This is a genomic window from Oryzifoliimicrobium ureilyticum (assembly GCF_037199735.1).
Taxonomy (GTDB): Bacteria; Pseudomonadota; Alphaproteobacteria; order Rhizobiales; family Rhizobiaceae; genus Rhizobium; species Rhizobium ureilyticus.
Map to the genome: position 1 here is coordinate 1 of NZ_JBBBVQ010000042.1, position 17,125 is coordinate 17,125.

Genomic DNA, 17,125 nt, shown 5'->3' on the forward strand with positions numbered 1-17,125 from the left:
TGCTTCAAAATCGCCAGAATCTGGCTTTCCGTGAATCTCGATTTTTTCATGTCGTTCTCCAAACGCATCAAAGGCCGGAGAAGTCCAATTTTCAACCCAATGGTTTGCGGGGATGATTACCACGCCAGTGGATCGACTACGTTCATCTTGGCGGTTTGGATGAGCGTGTGAGCAACAACAATACAGCTAGACGATTTTGTTTTGACCGTTGTGATATGCTGCGCTTGACGGCGCGGCTTCCTCGGTTGAGTGCACCCGGTTTCGCCGGACATGTCGGCTAGTTTGATTTACCCGGATGAACTGGGGTGGGGAAGCCATCTTGAGCGCCGAATGAGGATGGTGAACTGCACCCCGTCTCGGCCGGACAGTCGTCATAAGCAGAGAGGCTCAAGCACAGGCTTGAGTATAGGCTTATGTCTAACGAATATCGACACGAGTTGCAGTTCACTCGGAAGCGGCTGGTTCGCCGGCTTGGCCAGAGGCTGCGGGTTGAGGGAGGCCGCTACGTCTCAGTGAGATCTAAACACAAATGCTTTCGAAATAAACCTACGATCAAATTTCGATAAACGAGATCGCTGAGTTCAAGCGGGATTTTAGCGTTGCAGATTGGGCCGGAAAAGCGCTAGTTACTAAACGGTGGGTTACGTCTCAATGGACATCAGGAATCATAAATTCATGGAATCGGCAGCCGCAAGATCTAAGGCACTTTACGAAACTATGGTCCCGCGATTGCGACCTGAAGTCGTGGATTTTTTGACGCAGGTATACGACTTGACAGAGCCGCACGAGGCCGATTTTAATTTCTTCAGGAAGTTTCAGAGTAACTTGATTTCCTACATTGATGTTGGTGCCAATGTAGGGCTGACGGCTTTATCTATGAACAAGTGCGCTAAGTTGGCGGCGGGTTGGGGGTTCGAGATCAATCCTCGCTTGCAGCCAGCGCTCGATATAGCCTCATCGTTCTGTGTCGATTATCGATATACCCTGACTGGACTTTCAGACAGCGCAAACGATGGAATATTGATTGTCCCTCTGATTGATGGATATGCAGAGTATGGCGAGGCGTCACTTTCGGAAGATAATTTCAAGCGCTCAGAGGTAATGGGTAGGCTTTGGAGTTATTCGAAGACCGGAAAAGTCGATTTTGATCATATTCCGGTAAAGTTTGATAAGCTTGATAACCAAGTAGAGGCACTGAAATTCCTGCAGACGAGACCGCTGCGCTTACTAAAAGTTGATGTCGAAGGACACGAGGCTAGCGTCTTAGCGGGAGGTAACGAATTCATAAAGGAAGCACGGCCTATCGTTCTTATCGAAGAAGGTCACCGACCTGAGATCATCGACATGATGAAACGGCTTGGGTACAACCCATATGCGGTAACACCCGATCTATCTATTGAACCGCTCTCTGGTGCGACGTTAAATACGCTTTTTCTGAACGAAGCCCATTTGAGGGAATTTCCGAAATACACTTTCTGACGAAGGTATTGAGATTTGCGCGCGTTTTCAAGGTCGCCACCGGCTGGTGATCGGGGCCGAATACGCTTGGTTAGAAAATGTTGGGGTCGGGAAATCCGTGAGTAAGTCTAAGCTGATTAATGACATAAAAGCTATCTATTCGAAACGTGGCTTACCAGGACTGGTTGCGTCCGGCATCAGAGACGTGGCCTTTTTCTCCTATAATATGGGAGTATGGCTCGAAAAGCAGCTGTTTCGTTTTGCAGCTTCCATAGACCCGAAACCCAAAACGGCCAGGCTTCCACGGAGTCAACGGGCGAACTCCGTGGACGCGAGGTATGAGTATACCCACGAGCTACAAAAGTGCTATGATGGAGTACACGTTGTCGTCCCCTCGCGTCGCCCGACAAATAAGGAGGATTATGCCTTCAGCGTTCCATTCAGCTATAAGCTGAAACATCCCGCGCACCGCCCTGTTGCTGTGATTATACATTGCTTCTACGTTGATCTACTACAGGAGATTATCAGTTACATTTCGAATATCCCAGGGGTCGTCGATATCTTCATTTCGACAGACAGTCTTCAAAAAGCGGACACAATCAAAGAGATTTTAAGGCGATACAGCAGAGGCAATGTCACTATCAGGGTCTTTCCAAATCGCGGACGTGACGTCGCGCCTCTTTTTGTTGGTTTTCGGGACGTGTACGAACATTATGATTTGTTTCTTCATCTTCATACAAAAAAGTCTCCGCACGGAGGCGAGGGATTGGTTTCCTGGAGGGAGTACCTCTTCGAAAATCTATGCGGTAGTGAGGCAGTTGTTCAATCTGTTTTTGAATTGTTTCAGGATCCAACTATCGGCGTCGTGTTTCCGCAGCATCTTTTTGAATTGCGCGGAGCGTTAAATTGGGGTTATGACTTTGAAATTGCTAAGGCTCTCTTAGAGCACATTGGGGTTAAGCTCGATAAAGATCGTGTGTTAGAGTTTCCCTCTGGATCGATGTTTTGGGCGCGTTCAGCGGCCGTAAAAAAACTTTTGGATCTCGATCTAAAATTTGACGATTTCCCGGCCGAAGAGGGGCAAATTGACGGAACTCTTGCACATGCAATTGAGCGTAGTCTCCTGATATTTGCGGAAGCGGCTGGATTTGAGTGGCGTAAGATCGTCCAGGCCACACGATATCCAATGAAGGAAACCGTTTTGCCTGTGAGCTCACCTGGTGATTTAAGCAGGCTCCGCAGCAAGGTATACTTTTCATTGCTGGAGACGGCCATTAGCGGCGTCATGCCATCGGAAAATGCGATACCGGAAACGCGGGCGCTGCTCGCGCATCGCTCTAACAGTAGACGTCGGCGGATAAATCTAGTTGTGCCAACGATCAACCCTTCCCAAACTTTTGGTGGTGTCAGCACTGCTTTAAAGGTATTCGATGAGATTTCCGATGCTTTGGGCTCTGATTTTGATCGCCGAATAATTGTAACGTGTGCTCCAGTTAAGGAGGATGCACTTCTCAATTTCCCAGCTTACAAAATGCGTCTGATATCAGAAGGCTCCGTGGATGAGGACGGTTGGGCCATTGTGGACGCTTTTGAAAGATCAGAGGGCAAAATCTCTTTGCGGGATGGTGATGTGTTCATAGCCACTGCCTGGTGGACAGCTGCGTTCTCCTTCAGTTTTAATAACCTGAGGAGATTGACTGGTAAATCTCCAATACCGGTTATATACCTCATTCAGGACAATGAACCATATTTTTACGGTTGGTCGACAAGGTGGGCGCTAGCTGAGGCTACCTATCGAAATCCCGATGAAACTATAGCGATAATTAATTCTGCCGAGTTAGCTTTGAGCATCAGCAGCCAGTACACCTTCCGTTCTAATTACTACTTGCCATATACAATTAATGCCCAATTAGAAGCCAATTGGAAGGAGCAAAAGCGTGAGCGTATAATTCTGATTTACGGCCGACCGAATGTTTTACGAAATGCTTTTGAAATACTGGCGGATGCCTTAATTCTGTGGCAGAGGCGAAATCCAACGATAGCAGCGGCATGGAGCATCTTAAGTTTGGGAGAGGAGTTCGATCCTGATTTAGTATTTCCGATGCAGAATCTTCAGGTGATTGGGAAGGCCTCCCTGGAAAAGTATGCCGAGTACCTCAGTACAGCCTCTGTCGGAGTGTCTTTGATGCTCTCCCCTCATCCGAGCTATCCTCCACAGGAGATGGCGGAGGCGGGGTTGATAACCGTCACAAACAAATTTAACGGCAAGAATATTGGCGAGACCTACTCTAATATTATAGAGGTTGATCTTGTGACAGCAGAGCACGTGGCGGATGCGGTAGAAAAAGCGGTTCAACTCGCAGAAAGCAACGTGGGCCATGTGGTGCAGCGAGCTAGGCCGAACTTCATGCAGCACCCGATTAGGCAGTATGCTCCTGAGCGGGTTGCGTCAGAGATAAAACATATTTTGGATTTATCTACAGCGGCGAAATAATCGGCGTATTCAAATGATTGACATAAAGCAACGGTTCACGGTCATTGGCGCGGTTATGATCCGTGATATACGAACGCGCTTCGGTCGCTCTCATTTTAGTTACCTATTGGCAATCATCTGGCCGCTCGCCCACATTACTTTCATAATAATAGGTTTTTTGGCTGCTAATAGGATCATGCCGCTCGGCAGCGACCCTGCGCTTTTTGTGGTGTCGGGCGCAGTTCCATATATTCTATGTCTCTATCCTGCTAGGATGATGGGGATGACGATCGAAACAAATAGGCCGCTATTCCTGTTTCCTGTCGTTAAGGTTTTGGACGTAATCCTGGCCAGAGCTACGGTAGAGTTTCTCACAGCCTTTGTTGTTCTCATAATTCTCTATTGCGGCCTTCTAGCCTGCGGGGTTCAAGCTTTACCAAGCGACTCTTTACGATGGGCTGAAGCTGTTGTCATGACCATTTATCTTTCGATCAGCTTAGGCCTATTAAACTGCGTGATAGTTTCTATCATTAGGATGTGGCACATTACATTTGTTTTGCTGATGGTGGTTTTATATCTAACCTCCGGTGTCTTCATTCTCCCAGAAACATATCCACAGAATATCCAAAATCTGATGTGGTTTAATCCTCTTCTTCATTGCGTTTCTTGGTTCAGATCGTCGTATTACGATGGATACGGCGACGCGACTATCTCATTTTCTTATCTTTTTTGGGTATCGACGACTGTCATGTTTCTTGGTCTGGCCGGAGAGCGATTTTTGCGAGGTAAAATACTAAACGGATGATCAGTCTAAAAAATGTACTCAAATTTTATCGTACCAAAGGGAATGTAAAGACGATCCTTGACCACGTCACAGTTGATTTTAGGGCGGGCACTTCGTACGGAATCTTGGGTATTAATGGCGCTGGAAAATCCACAACTATGAGGATGCTCGGCGGAACAGAATTGCCGAATTCGGGAAAAGTTATTCGAAACTCTCGTGTCTCTTGGCCTCTTGGGTTCGCAGCTGGATTGCATCCGTTGATGACCGGGAGAGAGAATGTAAAGTTTGTGGCTAAAGTTTATGGACAGGATACGCGTAAGGTGATCCAGTTTGTTGAAGACTTTGCCGAGATTGGCGCTTACATCGACGAGCCATATAAGAATTATTCCTCAGGCATGGCCCAACGCTTGGCGTTCGGTTTGTCGATGGCGATTGAGTTTGAATGCTATCTCATTGATGAAGTGACAGCCGTTGGGGACGCCCGATTTCAAGCAAGATGCCGTGAGGAATTTGCGAAAAGGAAATCAAGCGCCGACATTATAATGGTATCGCATTCGATGGAAACCGTTAAAGAATACTGTAACCGCGGGGTCGTTCTGGCCCATGGCGTAATGCATGAGTTTTCAAACGTGGACGACGCAATTGAGCTTTACAAGAAGCTTAACGAGTAAGGTAGGGCGCTTTGAATTCGGTAACTAATGTTAGGTCCTACGAGCAACTGACAGAGGTTGTTGCACTTGAGCGTGCTCGATCTGTTTCCATTGAGCTAAAAAAAGGTGCGCGTAAAGCGCGTGTGACTAAGCCAATTACGAGCGGCGGAGCCGGCTTCAGAGCTAGAAAGAGCGACAAAATTTACCGAGGCGTCTTGTTGGCGTCCTTCATGTCTCTTTTTCTTATTCCCAGCATCTGCATGGCCGGATACTACTTTCTGCTCGCCTCGGATCAGTATGTCACTGAAACAAGGTTCGCTATTAAAAGCGGAGAAGGTTCAGCTCTAGACAACATAGCAGCCGCTGGCGCTCTGCTGGGGAACAGCGGATCGCGAGACGGCCAGATTGTCGCTGAATTTATCAAAAGTTCGGCCATGCTAGATGCGCTTGAGAAAAAGTTTAACTTGCGTCAAATGTTCTCCGCCACCAACTTTGATGTTGTTTCGCGGCTAGATCCATTATCTTCAAGAGAAAGATTGCTAAGTTATTGGAAGAAGCACGTGGATGTTAATGTCGATCGCAATTCTGGCCTCGTCACTTTGGACATTCGAGCATTCTCACCTAGCGACAGTTTACAGATTGCGAAATTTGTCTTGGGAACGTCAGAGCAAATGGTAAATGATTTGACTCGGCGCGCAGAAAAAGACGCTTATGATAATGCGCAAACCGCCTTGGCCGTGGCGCAGGAAAAGCTAGAAAGTGCCGTTTCAAAACTGCGGGATGCTAGAAATACAGCTGGCATCTTGGACGTGAATAACACCTCCGAGGTGTATACCAAACTGATCACTGATCTCAGATTGAAGCTCGCTAACCTACAGGCCCAGGCGGCCAGTGTATCACAAACGACAGCCAGTAATGCGCCACAGTTGGTCCAGATGAATGCTCGGATTACCGAGATTAAGTCTCAAATTGAGAACTATGAGTCTATGATCGCCGGAGACACCGATTCCAGCAAAAATCTGGCTGGGGAATCCTCGGTGCTGTCTGAGAAAGAGTTGGAGAAAAGTATTGCACAGTCCAATTACATTTCCGCGGTTACAGATCTTGAGAAATCTCGGATAAACCTCGAGAGGCAGAGAGCTTATTTGCAAATATACGTGCCCCCCACCCTGCCTCAAGAGTCACTTTATCCCCGCAGATTCTTAGTGGTGGGACTTTTTTCACTCATCGCGTTCGTGCTTTGGGGCGGGGTCGCGGGATTGGCGACTCTGGTTAGAGATAACATGGCTTCGTAAATGCAGTTCGCGATAGATAACGACTCTGGTGAAACCATTTCAGGTTGGATTATCACCGACAATCCCCAAGAGACACCAGAACTAAGAGTATCCGTTCCCGGCGCCCCTGATGTGTTATTTAGAGCGAATGTGTACCGCAAAGATCTGCACGATATGGGACTGCATTCTACAGGATTATCCGGCTTCTTCGTTGACAAGGGTCTTGTGCCCTCTTTGTCCGAGGCCTCTGATATTCAGATTTCAGAGGCATCTACTGGCATCTGCGTTTATCGCCGGTTCCATCCGGACCATCATCTGCCTAGGAAGGTACTTTTCCTCTCTGCATCGCTTGTTCCACAGCCTCAACTTCAAAGGACCGCCAGCCGAAATTTCGCGGTGAGGCATCCGCTCGTTGATCGCTATTCTTTGGAGACAATCAACTCTTTACTTTCCTACAGTTTCAGCAGTTCTATATATATTAGTGGTCGCGTGAACTGGTTGCGTTTCGCTCATGCAGTTGAGACAAATGATTTTTTTGTGTGCGCGCTTCTTTCGGAACCCTTCTATGATTTCTCCGAGCGGCTGCTTTTTTTCAAGGCGCTTAATAGTTCTTCATCATCTCCGTTTGCCTCGCCGTATGTGACACGGTACGAGGAGTTGATTGTTGCATTCCGTGACGTAGATTTGGAGAACAATAGGGCGATCTTATCCTGCTTGAGAAATTTAACGAGCGACCAGATACGGCTTTTAAAATCGCCAATGACTACAATGCTTGGGACAATGCCTGACGAGTTTGTACAACGTCGTAATGTCAGCGTTGCTCTTGATAACCTCGCTCAACTAAATGCGGTCGGGACAAGCGACCGCTTTTCGGATTTCGCTGCGTTGGTTGACGGTCTCCTACAACGAGAGATTTTTGGAAGCGCTGCATTGTCGGAAATTAAAGGTGCTAGTCAACTGTCGGTAAGGCTGAAGGATATCGGGCTGGTAGCAGATTTACTGGATGAAGACATCGCGTTGTATGCTTTCGCGTCCGAAGCTTTGGAAGCAGCGCTCCCGTCCGTTGAATAACATTGGAAATAGGAAGCTTCTTTGCCAACAGAGAAAAAACAGATGGAGAGCGAAGATTGGGAGGTTCCGAAAGGTCGGGGCGATAGCTCCAAAGAAAAGGATCTGAGAGGCGTTCTGTCGCTGCTCCCGATCAGGGCTAGTGTCGTCAAAGCTAAGCTAGGTGGCTATTCTGCACATGTAGTGCGCTCATCAAGAGAAACGGGTTCTACTTCGAGAGGGTTCAATTTTTGGTCCTCTATCTGCATTATTCTACTGCCAACTATGCTGTACTTGTCCTACCTTGGACTGTTTTCGTCGTATGTGTACGTGGCCGAAGCCAAGGTTACAGTTAAAGAAGCCAGCGGAGCCACATCTTCAGTTGGATCTGGAATATCGTCGATCTTGGATAAGATCGGGATAAGTAAGAATGAAAGTTCCACACAGGACTCGCAGATCATTGCCGAATACGTAAAGAGCCGATCTGCCGTGCAAGACGTCGGTGGGCTGGACTACTTGCGCAGCGTATATGGAGGTAGTGAAATTGACTGGTACTCTAGACTACCGATTAAACCCACCGCAGAGAAGCTTTGGAATTATTGGAAGGAGCACGCAACTGCTTCTGTTGATACGACGTCTAATATCGTCACCATAAGAGTGCAGGCATTTTCACCAGATAACGCATTAGAACTTACTCGGAGAGTGACCGACAGCAGTGAGAAGCTGATAAATCAAATGTCTCTCAGAAGCAGAAACGACGCGTTAGCTAGAGCGCAAGATCAGGTTGCGCGAAGCATGGGGGAGTTGGCTGCGACGCGTGCAGAGCTTGTCTCGTTTCAGCAGAAAACCGGTTCTTTAGATCCTATCGACAAAGCAAAGGAAATCACATCTATCATCTCAAAGTTGACGACAGAGAAGCTTCAGTTGGAAAATCAGCTCAGTGTTTCGAAATCAGTCGGCGTCCGCGATAAGCCCGGGGATCGTTACATGGAGGCACAACTCCGCACTCTTAATGATCAGATAGCCGAACTTAATTCAAGGCTGACTGGGCCAGACGGCGATAAAACCGTATCTGGTCAGTTAAAGATCTTTGAGCTCTTGAGATTGAAGCAGGAGTTCGCCGAGCAGATGTACTCATTATCTAGAAGCAGCTTGGAGGCTGCCAAGCGTTCATTGAGCCATCAGCAAGTCTACCTTGCGATAGTCGTCCCTCCGCTTCTGCCGGAAGAGCCATCGTATCCCAAGGTGTTTGCGCAAACTAGCTTGTTTTTTTTCGAGTGCTTCATTGTGTGGGGTATCACTTGCCTGCTCTATGCGAGCGTAAAAGACAGTCGCGCATACTAGTCGAACAACTTGCTGGCCGACCTAGGCAGGCGGCACTTTTGATCACTGAGGTAGGTAATTAAAGCCGGTTCCATCTCTCGGACGGTGCCAGTTAGGCAGGGAAATAAAACTTAATAGAGTATCATAGAGAAGTTGCATCAGATGCCTGTAATCCGCGATGATCGCATCCGATTTCTAGTGATTTTGTTTGCTATGAAGGCACTTTGCTCTAGAAGTGCATGATACCAGCGGAGCAACTGAAGGAGGGGGTTGGTGAACGACAGCATGGAAGGTAACTCAGTCGACTCGCGCCTTCTTTATTATTCGCGTGACGAAATCGCGCTCAATTTTGGAGATTATTTGAGCGATTTTCTGTACCGGAAAATGTTGCTTGCCCCCTACTTTCAGGTGGACTTCTATCACTTGATTGGAAGTGTGATTGATAACCAGCTGATCACGTGGGACTTTGAGAAGACCACAGTTGAAGATGCCAAAATCGCGTTTTGGTGCTGTGGTTCAAGAAGTGATGAACCGTTGCGAAAGGCGGTTTATGACCGTTGTCTGTTCTTTGGGGTCCGGGGTCCGCTGACAAGAAAAGTTCTCGGGCTTTCTGAAGAAACCCCATTAGGCGACCCGGGTTTACTGCTTCCAATTCTCTTCGATAAGAATAAACGTAAATCTGCTGCCGCCGGTAAAGTGATTTGCGTACCACATATTAGCCAGATGGGGGAGTTCAGCTCACCTCCAACCGACGCCGCACTAGTTCGATCGCCGTGTGTTCATAACGACGAAGAACTCTTGATGCTTATCAATGATATCGCAAGTGCCGATTTCGTCCTCGCAGGTTCACTTCATGCGGCTATTATTGCTGCTGCATACGGAACCCCATTCGCCTTCTGGGACAACGATTTTATTGATATTCCATTCAAGTGGATGGACTTCGCTGCTTCCATCAATATAGAAGCGCATTTCGTGAAAAATATTGACGAGGGCTACTTTTGGTACCAAAGCATCCGTGAACATATCAAAATCCCATCGCTTGCTAAGATATTGGGATGCTGTCCGATAGCGGTTAGGCCAAGTTTCATTCTTCGAGCTGTTTCCTTTGATTTAGGGCTCGGGAAACAGGCGACCAGGAGATTTGAGCTTGCACTTTCCGGTCTAGAAGTGGAGAAAAATCCATTCATAGAGCATATGCAGTTCTTCGAAAATCAGAGGTATATTCGTACTAGACAAAGGCATCGTTCAGCCTCAAAGACACGTCGAGAATTGCGGCAGGTAAAGAACCAATTTAGAAACAGCTTGTCGATGTTTTCGCAATATATCGAAAAGATGTCAGTCCGGGAAGCTGAGCCAGAAAGCACCATACGGTTCGGCGCTGAAGATGTGGGTTTATCTCTACTATTGGATGGATGGACTACTCCCGAGCACGGAGAGTCATTTCCTTGGTCCGTCGTTCGTAAAGCCGGTGTCCGACTGCCCCTAGGGTCGGGCTGGGAAAATGCTGCTGAGATTATCATAGAAGGCTACATTTTCCTGCCAAAACTCGAGAGAATCAACTCAAGATCTTTGCGGGTTTGGATGGAGAACAAGCTTGTTTTCTATAAGGAACTTCGGAACGATTCTGCCGAGCAAAGCGTGTTGGAAGACTTTTCAGTTAAAGTGCCAAGGCAGTTTCGCGTGTTAGACAAAGATCTTATCATTGAGTTTGAACTCGATCAAATCGGAAGTCCACACGATCTGGGATTGTCTGAAGATATGCGAGAATTAGGTATAGGCTTAAAGCGAATAGAATACCTTTTTTATCCGGAAAACAGATGAATCACCCAAGATACATTACCTTCAGCTGAATAAAGTCATGCAAGCCGATGAAACTATTATCGATGAAGATAACTGCTCTGTCACAACCGTTTCTCGACGGACGGCAGCGCTCAAAAGCTGCGTCGTTTATCTTACCGACGCTGGCTAGGCAATATATTCGAGGTAGAAGGAATGGAACTTTCGCTTTCGGCTTTCAAGAGCCGCCCGGCTACCGATGTGGTCAGTCTAGGTCCTAGGTGTGCAACAGCCTACAACCTGAGAAAGTATTTCGGTTTCGAGACTGCATATCCCTTCGACTGGTGGATTACTCCTGAGTCTGGGTTATTGCAATTTCTTGGAACGTTGGATTTAGAGGAATTATACAATCCCGAGTTGTTGTTCCGGCTCCCTGATGGTAGCAGCGTTCAACATAACCCAACCGGCATACTTCTTCACCATGAATTTCCCCGCGATTTAGGTAAAGTCGAGCACCCTGTCATTGAAAATTTCATTGATTATATTGAGCAGCCACGTTCTAGAAGCGAATATCTTCTGGAAAGGTTCAAGTCTCTAAACGATCCAGGAAGAAGGGTGCTCTTTTTCAGAGAGGGGGAGGCGAGGTCGGCTAAACTTACAGCTGAACTAGAGCGACTTTTTCCCTTAGCTGAATGGTGTCTGTGCTCGTTGCCATTAATTCCGGAGGATCCCGTAAATGGATGGAAAACTGACTTTGGTTTATGGAAGGCGAACTTAGACAGTGTGGGCGTGCAATTACAGTCCAATTCTCGATTGCCACCTAGTGCGCGTGGCTAGTTCAAGTACTCAAGATTCTGGCGACGTCCAAAACGGTGGTATATAAAATGAAGTTCAGGTTTGGGCGGAAATTAATCAACAACACAGACATGCGTAGCCTCGCTTTGAAAGGGCTTGATCTACAAAAGAAATCCGTGCTTGAGATCGGGCCGCTAGACAGGCCGATTGTGCAGAGAGGAATGGCAAAAGAAGTATTTTATCTTGATCATTGTTCAACTGATGATTTGAGACAAAAATACGCGAGTGAGCCCCATGTTGACAAAAGCAGAATAGCCGAAGTTGACTTCGTGTCGAACGATGGTCGGCTAACGCCTTCTTTATTTCCACGGAAGTTTGATGTAGTTGTTGCTTCGCACGTTATTGAACACGTGCCGAATCTAGTGGGCTGGCTTGCTGATATTGCCGACGTCTTGAGTAGCGGAGGGCATCTCGCTTTGGTCGTCCCGGACTGTCGCTTCACCTTCGACAAGTTTCGCCGGCCTACTCCCAGGCATTGGATAGCTGAAGCCCATTTCAACGACGCTCGTAGACCTGAGCTGCAGAATGTTATAGATCACTTTTCCAACGTTGCTCATATCAACGCAAATGATGTTTGGCAAAAGAAAGATGTAACCGAAGCCCGTCGAATACACTCTACGGGAGACGTAGCGAGTGCGATACAGCAGTGGCATGCTGGAGCTTACCTCGACTGCCACTCATGGGTTTTTACGCGAGATACTTTCCCATCCCTTATAGATTGGTTAACTTCAAATTATCATATCCCTCTGGTTCTCTCCGAAATAAGTGGGCCAGTTTACGGGCAACTCGAGTTCTATGTTCAATTAAAGAGGAGCACTACTTCGTAAGTATTGCTCACGTCTGTTCTTCCCAGAGCTGTACGCCGACGTGACCCTGCTCCAAAAGATACGCGTTTACCCTCCATTGTGTACCTGGCTCAATGCTTCCCATCCTTCGGGTTGAGAAGTTAGCTGGAAGCAGAAGCTTTGAACAACCTGCTGTTTATGATCAGTGTAGTGGGCGAGCTTTGCTTCTAGCGAGATCGTATGTGTATTTTTGAGTTCTAACATAAGGCGGCGGGTTTTGTTTTAGATGTGGTAACGAAAATGGCTTACGAGTTAGGATCGAGGCATAGTTAAGAGAGCAAACCGATGGCCGCAACGCTGTACTTTAGCTACGATCAGATTGCATCTCAGTTGACAAATGACTACTGGATATCCGCCGGCCAGACGCCCCATCATTTTAGCACCGGAGATATCACGGTCAATGTTAGTGCGCTGACTGCCTCAGGGCAGCAACTTGCTCAACTGGCTCTAAAGGCTTGGTCAGATGTCGCCAACATTCATTTCACGTATACCTCGGCGCCTGCGCTCATAAATTTTGACGATAATCAGGCTGGAGCCTTTACGGCCTACAGCTATTACAGTGGGACGACACGGACGAGCTCGGCGAGCGTAAATATCGGTTTAGACTGGCTTCAAAATTACGGGACGTCGAAAGCAAGTTATTCATTCCAAACCTATATCCATGAAATAGGGCACGCATTGGGACTTGGACACGCCGGCAATTACAACGGTGACGCGGTTTTTGGGCGTGACAATCACTATATAAACGACTCTTGGCAGGCCAGTGTTATGTCGTATTTCAGCCAGAGTGAAAATTTAACTACACATGCTACGGCTGCTTATGATGTAACCCCGATGGTCGCTGATATTATCGCGATTCAGCAGCTATACGGGGCGGCTAACGCTCATATCGGTGATGATGTTTACGCATTCGAGGACGCATTGGGTATACCTACTGCTCAGACGCTTTTGGATCCAGCCGGCTACGATACGTTAGATCTAAGCTCAGTCACCCATAATCAATTTATCAACCTAAATCCTGAAACTTACTCCAATATCGGCGGACTGATTGGCAATATAGGGATTGGTCGGGGAACGTATATCGAGAAAGTTATAGGCGGAAGTGGAAGTGATGTTATCGTCGGAAATCGGTTTGATAACGTCATTGAGGCGCGCTCGGGAAACGATGGTATCGATGGGGGTCCAGGTAATGATGTTGCAATCTTCGGGGTTAAAAGTGCGGATGCGGCGACATACAAGTTCATGGAGGGTTGCGTTGTATCTTCTCAGCTCGGGAATGATCAGTTGTTCAACATTGAAACGTTGCGTTTTTCCGACAAAGATGTTCAAGCAGATCTACATGGCTCTCGTTCAATATATGAATATGGGGCTTCCTATAAAGACTTAGCTATCGCATTCGGATCAGATGCTTCTGCCTTAATGTCGCACTTCGCTAATTTTGGGCTTTCTGAAGGCAGGGGAGTTACGTTTGATGCCCGTCTTTATCTAGGTGCGTATAACGACCTGAGAGCGGCATTCAGTAAAGATATCGCATCAGCTGCAAAGCATTTTATCGATTATGGGATCAATGAAGGCAGAAGTTCTCAACAGTTTAACTTTGCCGAATACATAGCCTCTTATAAAGACCTGATCTCAGCGTTCGGTGTAGATCAGCAGGCGGCAACAAATCATTACTTCGCATGTGGATTTGAGGAAGGAAGAGGCGACAATTTTGATGCGCTTCAGTACATAGCGTCTTATGGAGATTTAATTAAGACATTCAGTTCAGACCGCACCGCAGGGGCAATTCATTACATTGAATACGGGCAGATTGAGGGAAGACATGCAACTTTCAACTCTCATAATTATGTTCATGCTCGGGGCAACGAGGATCTTCTTGCCGCGTTTGGGGAAAATGCTCACCTAGCCGAGAACCACTACATAATGTGCGGGTTCTACGAAGGCCGCATCCTGGCGTGAGCCCTTTTTAGCCCTTTCCTCATTAAACCTCCAAAACGAGAGCTCTAACACGCAGATGATCATGTTCGAAACCTTGACTAGGCTTATCCGCAGCGTTCAAGGAGGAAAAACTACTCCAGTTGACCCCGCGCCGACGATTTTGATTTGCTCTGGAAGCACTTCAGTGCGTTTTCCGACGTCGATCAATCATGCAGTCTATGCCGCTAAACATGGATATCGATACAGATTTGATATTAATCCATATGCTGGCTTGCCTAACGTTTATTATCACAAGCTCGCTACGATTATTGATGCATTAAAAGACTGCGACTGGTTGTTCTGGCTGGACGATGACGCGGCATTCATGCAATTAGACAAGAGCCTAGAATCGCTTGTCCCGGAGATGAGGGACAAAAATTTGTTCGCAATCTATTGCAGAAGTCCGGTTAATCGAGGAATAAAAACATACCTTTCTGCCGGGAATTTCTTGATTAGGCGGTGTCCTGAGGCTTTTGCGTTTCTCATTGATTGCCTGAATACCACCGGCGAGCAGTCGCTTGAGTTCTGGAATGAAGAGGAGTACGGGCCCTATTGGGGCCCGTACGACCAAGAAGCAATGATACATCAGTTAAAGAAGTGTCCTCGCCGTCTGAAGCAGGTGGTACTTTTGGAGTACACAAGATTCAATACAAGGCCCTTCCATTTCGAACGCGCGGACGATCATTTCTTGGTACATTTCACAAATGAACCCGGGCGAACGAAGTTGGAACAGATGGCAGACTTCACATCTCGTTATGGCTTGAGCCGGTTCCTCGTGCCGGACGCATTGGCGCAACCTTACGAAGTCTACTTTTCGTCTATCATGAATGGGATTCTGGAACCATAATGGCGACCGCTTTGGAAAGTTCAGCACATATTCAGGTCGGACGTAACACGCTTTACAATGGCCAGTGTCACATTGTCGGAACCGCTGAATCTCCTGTGACGATCGGATCTTACTGTGCGTTTGGCCGTAATTTGACAATAATGCCGATTAATCACGACACGAGGTTCGCGGCTATTCAAGGAACAGTTTATCGGAACTTGTTCGGACAACCACATCCCGGCGAGATTGGTGTCCCAAGTCGATCTCGGACCAAAGGTTCCGTCATGATAGGTAGTGATGTCTGGTTAGCGGATAACGTAACAATCTTGGGCGGTGTTACAATCGGAAACGGAGCATGTGTTGGTGCCGGATCTATCGTTACCAAATCGATCCCTCCCTATCGAATAGCTGCGGGTTCTCCATGCCGCATCTTAGCTCTGAGATTTCCTGAAGAAATAGTCGCTCTTCTTCAGGACGTTGAGTGGTGGAATTGGCCCGAGGAGCGGATAAGACGAAATCGATCTTTCTTCCTATTGGATCTTAGCAAGAGTTCCGTCGACCAGATTGTAGAAACAATAGTGGACTAAGCGTCTTCTTGTTCGAAGGCTCGATGATGAAGGCACGACGGTGCATAATTTCGGAGGCCCTCAATGATGTTATTGCTGGCGCTTACAAAGGGTTATTGGGATGATTAGTGGCTTCATAGCCATCGTGTAGCAGGTCGCTAGGAAAGATTATGGCTGGGCTAATAAGCGCAACAGTTGATTTTCAGGTTCTCGTCCAAAACTTTTTTGCGAAGGTGGAAACAGGAGGAGATAGCCATGACATGCGACTAGGAGTGGCGGTAGATTATTACCGGCTAAACTCCACGCGTCTCATAAAAACCTTCAACGCCATCGCGCCTTACATTGATAAAGGCAGCACCGTGCTCGAGCTTGGCGGATTGTCCATATTTGGACATTTTCTCAGGGGTAAAGGCTGCTCCGTGCATGGGGTTAAGACGCAAAGTCACGATGAAATTGAGGAGTTAGGCCTGGATAGCATTGACGCCGTTTTGTGTTTTGATGTCTTACAAGGGCTTAGTATTCAAGAAGATCGAGAAATATCGGAGGACGTATACTTTCCTAGCGCCAAAGGAATAGTTGGCGATATGTATAGAGTATTGAAGCCAGGTGGCGTGATCATTTGCACTGCTCGCAATGCGGCGTCATATCTTGCGATGGCTCGTATCGCAAGTGGTCTACCTCCTACAGTTGATCGAGCGCATCTAGGCGATTACACAGTCAAGGAATTAACTGATTTATTCGAGGATGCGGGATTTACAGTAGATTCTTTGGAAACACCGACCGGGATTTCGCCGCTGAATTCCGACCTTGATCTTGAAGCTGCGAAGGTCCACGTTCAAGCGGTGAACGGCCCCCTCGATTTCCGCGAACCATACATCGTAGGGAGTTTCAAAAAGCCGTATTCATGAGAGATGGAACGAGTCGACAGGAAGGGGCGGATGAAAACTTGGACTACCAGGAGGTAGTTCATGTATTCCTATTCCGACACACCTCGGATCGTGGGGCTTTACATCAATTTTGGCAAATGGGTGAGCGCCACGTGAATCCCACACGCGTTCCGATCGAGACGAAGGAAAGCATCACTGGCTGGAGAACCTGCGCCGGTCAATGGCGTTGGTGGGAACAAAGTATCTATTGCGAGTGCTCGACGGGTAATCCCCCCGCAAAATAACGGACTTCAAAAGTAGAATTTTCTCGGGCTTTATGATCGAGGAGATTTTGATGAAGACGAGCAGATTTAGCGAGCCGCAGATATTGGCCATCCTCCGCCA

The 17,125-nt window shown here is 47.4% G+C and carries 14 protein-coding genes and 1 pseudogene; 14 read left to right on the forward strand and 1 reads right to left on the reverse strand.

The features are described 5' to 3' along the window. Positions 1 to 675: 675 nt before the first annotated feature. From VQ830_RS27785 to VQ830_RS27845, 14 genes are all read left to right on the forward strand, one after another. A complete protein-coding gene (locus VQ830_RS27785) occupies positions 676 to 1,479 on the forward strand; it encodes an FkbM family methyltransferase (protein ID WP_337271394.1) in 804 nt (267 codons plus the stop codon). Between the two features lie 97 nt (positions 1,480 to 1,576). Next, a complete protein-coding gene (locus VQ830_RS27790) occupies positions 1,577 to 3,952 on the forward strand; it encodes a rhamnosyltransferase WsaF family glycosyltransferase (RefSeq protein WP_337271395.1) in 2,376 nt (791 codons plus the stop codon). Positions 3,953 to 3,965: 13 nt separating this feature from the next. Next, positions 3,966 to 4,736 (forward strand): ABC transporter permease, encoded by a 771-nt coding sequence (locus tag VQ830_RS27795; protein WP_337271396.1) that lies wholly within the window; start codon positions 3,966 to 3,968, stop codon positions 4,734 to 4,736. Further along, a complete protein-coding gene (locus VQ830_RS27800) occupies positions 4,733 to 5,386 on the forward strand; it encodes an ABC transporter ATP-binding protein (protein ID WP_337271397.1) in 654 nt (217 codons plus the stop codon). Before VQ830_RS27795 ends, VQ830_RS27800 begins: the two co-directional genes overlap by 4 nt. A gap of 11 nt (positions 5,387 to 5,397) precedes the next feature. Further along, positions 5,398 to 6,660 (forward strand): KpsE/RkpR family capsule polysaccharide export protein, encoded by a 1,263-nt coding sequence (locus VQ830_RS27805; protein ID WP_337271398.1) that lies wholly within the window; start codon positions 5,398 to 5,400, stop codon positions 6,658 to 6,660. Further along, the gene (locus VQ830_RS27810; RefSeq protein WP_337271399.1) at positions 6,661 to 7,710 is read left to right on the forward strand and encodes a hypothetical protein; all 1,050 of its coding nucleotides are present in this window, start codon (positions 6,661 to 6,663) and stop codon (positions 7,708 to 7,710) included. It abuts the gene before it with no gap. A gap of 21 nt (positions 7,711 to 7,731) precedes the next feature. Further along, positions 7,732 to 9,030 carry a KpsE/RkpR family capsule polysaccharide export protein gene (locus VQ830_RS27815; protein WP_337271400.1) on the forward strand — a complete coding sequence of 433 codons (1,299 nt, stop codon included), beginning with the start codon at positions 7,732 to 7,734 and terminating at the stop codon, positions 9,028 to 9,030. Positions 9,031 to 9,282: 252 nt separating this feature from the next. Beyond that, entirely contained in the window at positions 9,283 to 10,830 is a 1,548-nt protein-coding gene (locus tag VQ830_RS27820; protein WP_337271401.1) for a polysaccharide pyruvyl transferase family protein, read from the forward strand. 171 nt (positions 10,831 to 11,001) lie between these two features. Next, on the forward strand, positions 11,002 to 11,622 hold the full coding sequence (locus VQ830_RS27825; protein ID WP_337271402.1) for a DUF1796 family putative cysteine peptidase: 621 nt from the start codon (positions 11,002 to 11,004) through the stop codon (positions 11,620 to 11,622). A 47-nt stretch (positions 11,623 to 11,669) separates the two neighbouring features. Next, positions 11,670 to 12,467 (forward strand): class I SAM-dependent methyltransferase, encoded by a 798-nt coding sequence (locus tag VQ830_RS27830; protein ID WP_337271403.1) that lies wholly within the window; start codon positions 11,670 to 11,672, stop codon positions 12,465 to 12,467. A gap of 303 nt (positions 12,468 to 12,770) precedes the next feature. Next, complete coding sequence (locus VQ830_RS27835; protein WP_337271404.1) at positions 12,771 to 14,444, forward strand: M10 family metallopeptidase; 1,674 nt, start codon at positions 12,771 to 12,773, stop codon at positions 14,442 to 14,444. A gap of 61 nt (positions 14,445 to 14,505) precedes the next feature. Next, positions 14,506 to 15,309, forward strand: coding sequence for a glycosyltransferase family protein (locus VQ830_RS27840; RefSeq protein WP_337271405.1), 804 nt, complete (start codon positions 14,506 to 14,508; stop codon positions 15,307 to 15,309). 263 nt (positions 15,310 to 15,572) lie between these two features. Continuing rightward, complete coding sequence (locus VQ830_RS28905) at positions 15,573 to 15,875, forward strand: LbetaH domain-containing protein (protein WP_438618870.1); 303 nt, start codon at positions 15,573 to 15,575, stop codon at positions 15,873 to 15,875. A 149-nt stretch (positions 15,876 to 16,024) separates the two neighbouring features. Continuing rightward, positions 16,025 to 16,762, forward strand: coding sequence for a methyltransferase domain-containing protein (locus VQ830_RS27845; protein WP_337271406.1), 738 nt, complete (start codon positions 16,025 to 16,027; stop codon positions 16,760 to 16,762). A gap of 171 nt (positions 16,763 to 16,933) precedes the next feature. Here the strand turns inward: VQ830_RS27845 and VQ830_RS27850 are convergent. Then, positions 16,934 to 17,125 (reverse strand): annotated as a pseudogene (locus VQ830_RS27850) (hypothetical protein); the annotation flags it as partial.

Bases quoted from the DNA above. Each gene is read 5' to 3' on its own strand.
- VQ830_RS27785 (WP_337271394.1), top strand. From the start codon at position 676: ATGGAATCGGCAGCCGCAAGATCTAAGGCACTTTACGAAACTATGGTC.
- VQ830_RS27810 (WP_337271399.1), top strand. From the start codon at position 6,661: ATGCAGTTCGCGATAGATAACGACTCTGGTGAAACCATTTCAGGTTGG.
- VQ830_RS27830 (WP_337271403.1), top strand. From the start codon at position 11,670: ATGAAGTTCAGGTTTGGGCGGAAATTAATCAACAACACAGACATGCGT.
- VQ830_RS27825 (WP_337271402.1), top strand. From the start codon at position 11,002: ATGGAACTTTCGCTTTCGGCTTTCAAGAGCCGCCCGGCTACCGATGTG.
- VQ830_RS27835 (WP_337271404.1), top strand. From the start codon at position 12,771: ATGGCCGCAACGCTGTACTTTAGCTACGATCAGATTGCATCTCAGTTG.
- VQ830_RS27795 (WP_337271396.1), top strand. From the start codon at position 3,966: ATGATTGACATAAAGCAACGGTTCACGGTCATTGGCGCGGTTATGATC.
- VQ830_RS27800 (WP_337271397.1), top strand. From the start codon at position 4,733: ATGATCAGTCTAAAAAATGTACTCAAATTTTATCGTACCAAAGGGAAT.
- VQ830_RS27845 (WP_337271406.1), top strand. From the start codon at position 16,025: ATGGCTGGGCTAATAAGCGCAACAGTTGATTTTCAGGTTCTCGTCCAA.
- VQ830_RS28905 (WP_438618870.1), top strand. From the start codon at position 15,573: ATGATAGGTAGTGATGTCTGGTTAGCGGATAACGTAACAATCTTGGGC.
- VQ830_RS27840 (WP_337271405.1), top strand. From the start codon at position 14,506: ATGTTCGAAACCTTGACTAGGCTTATCCGCAGCGTTCAAGGAGGAAAA.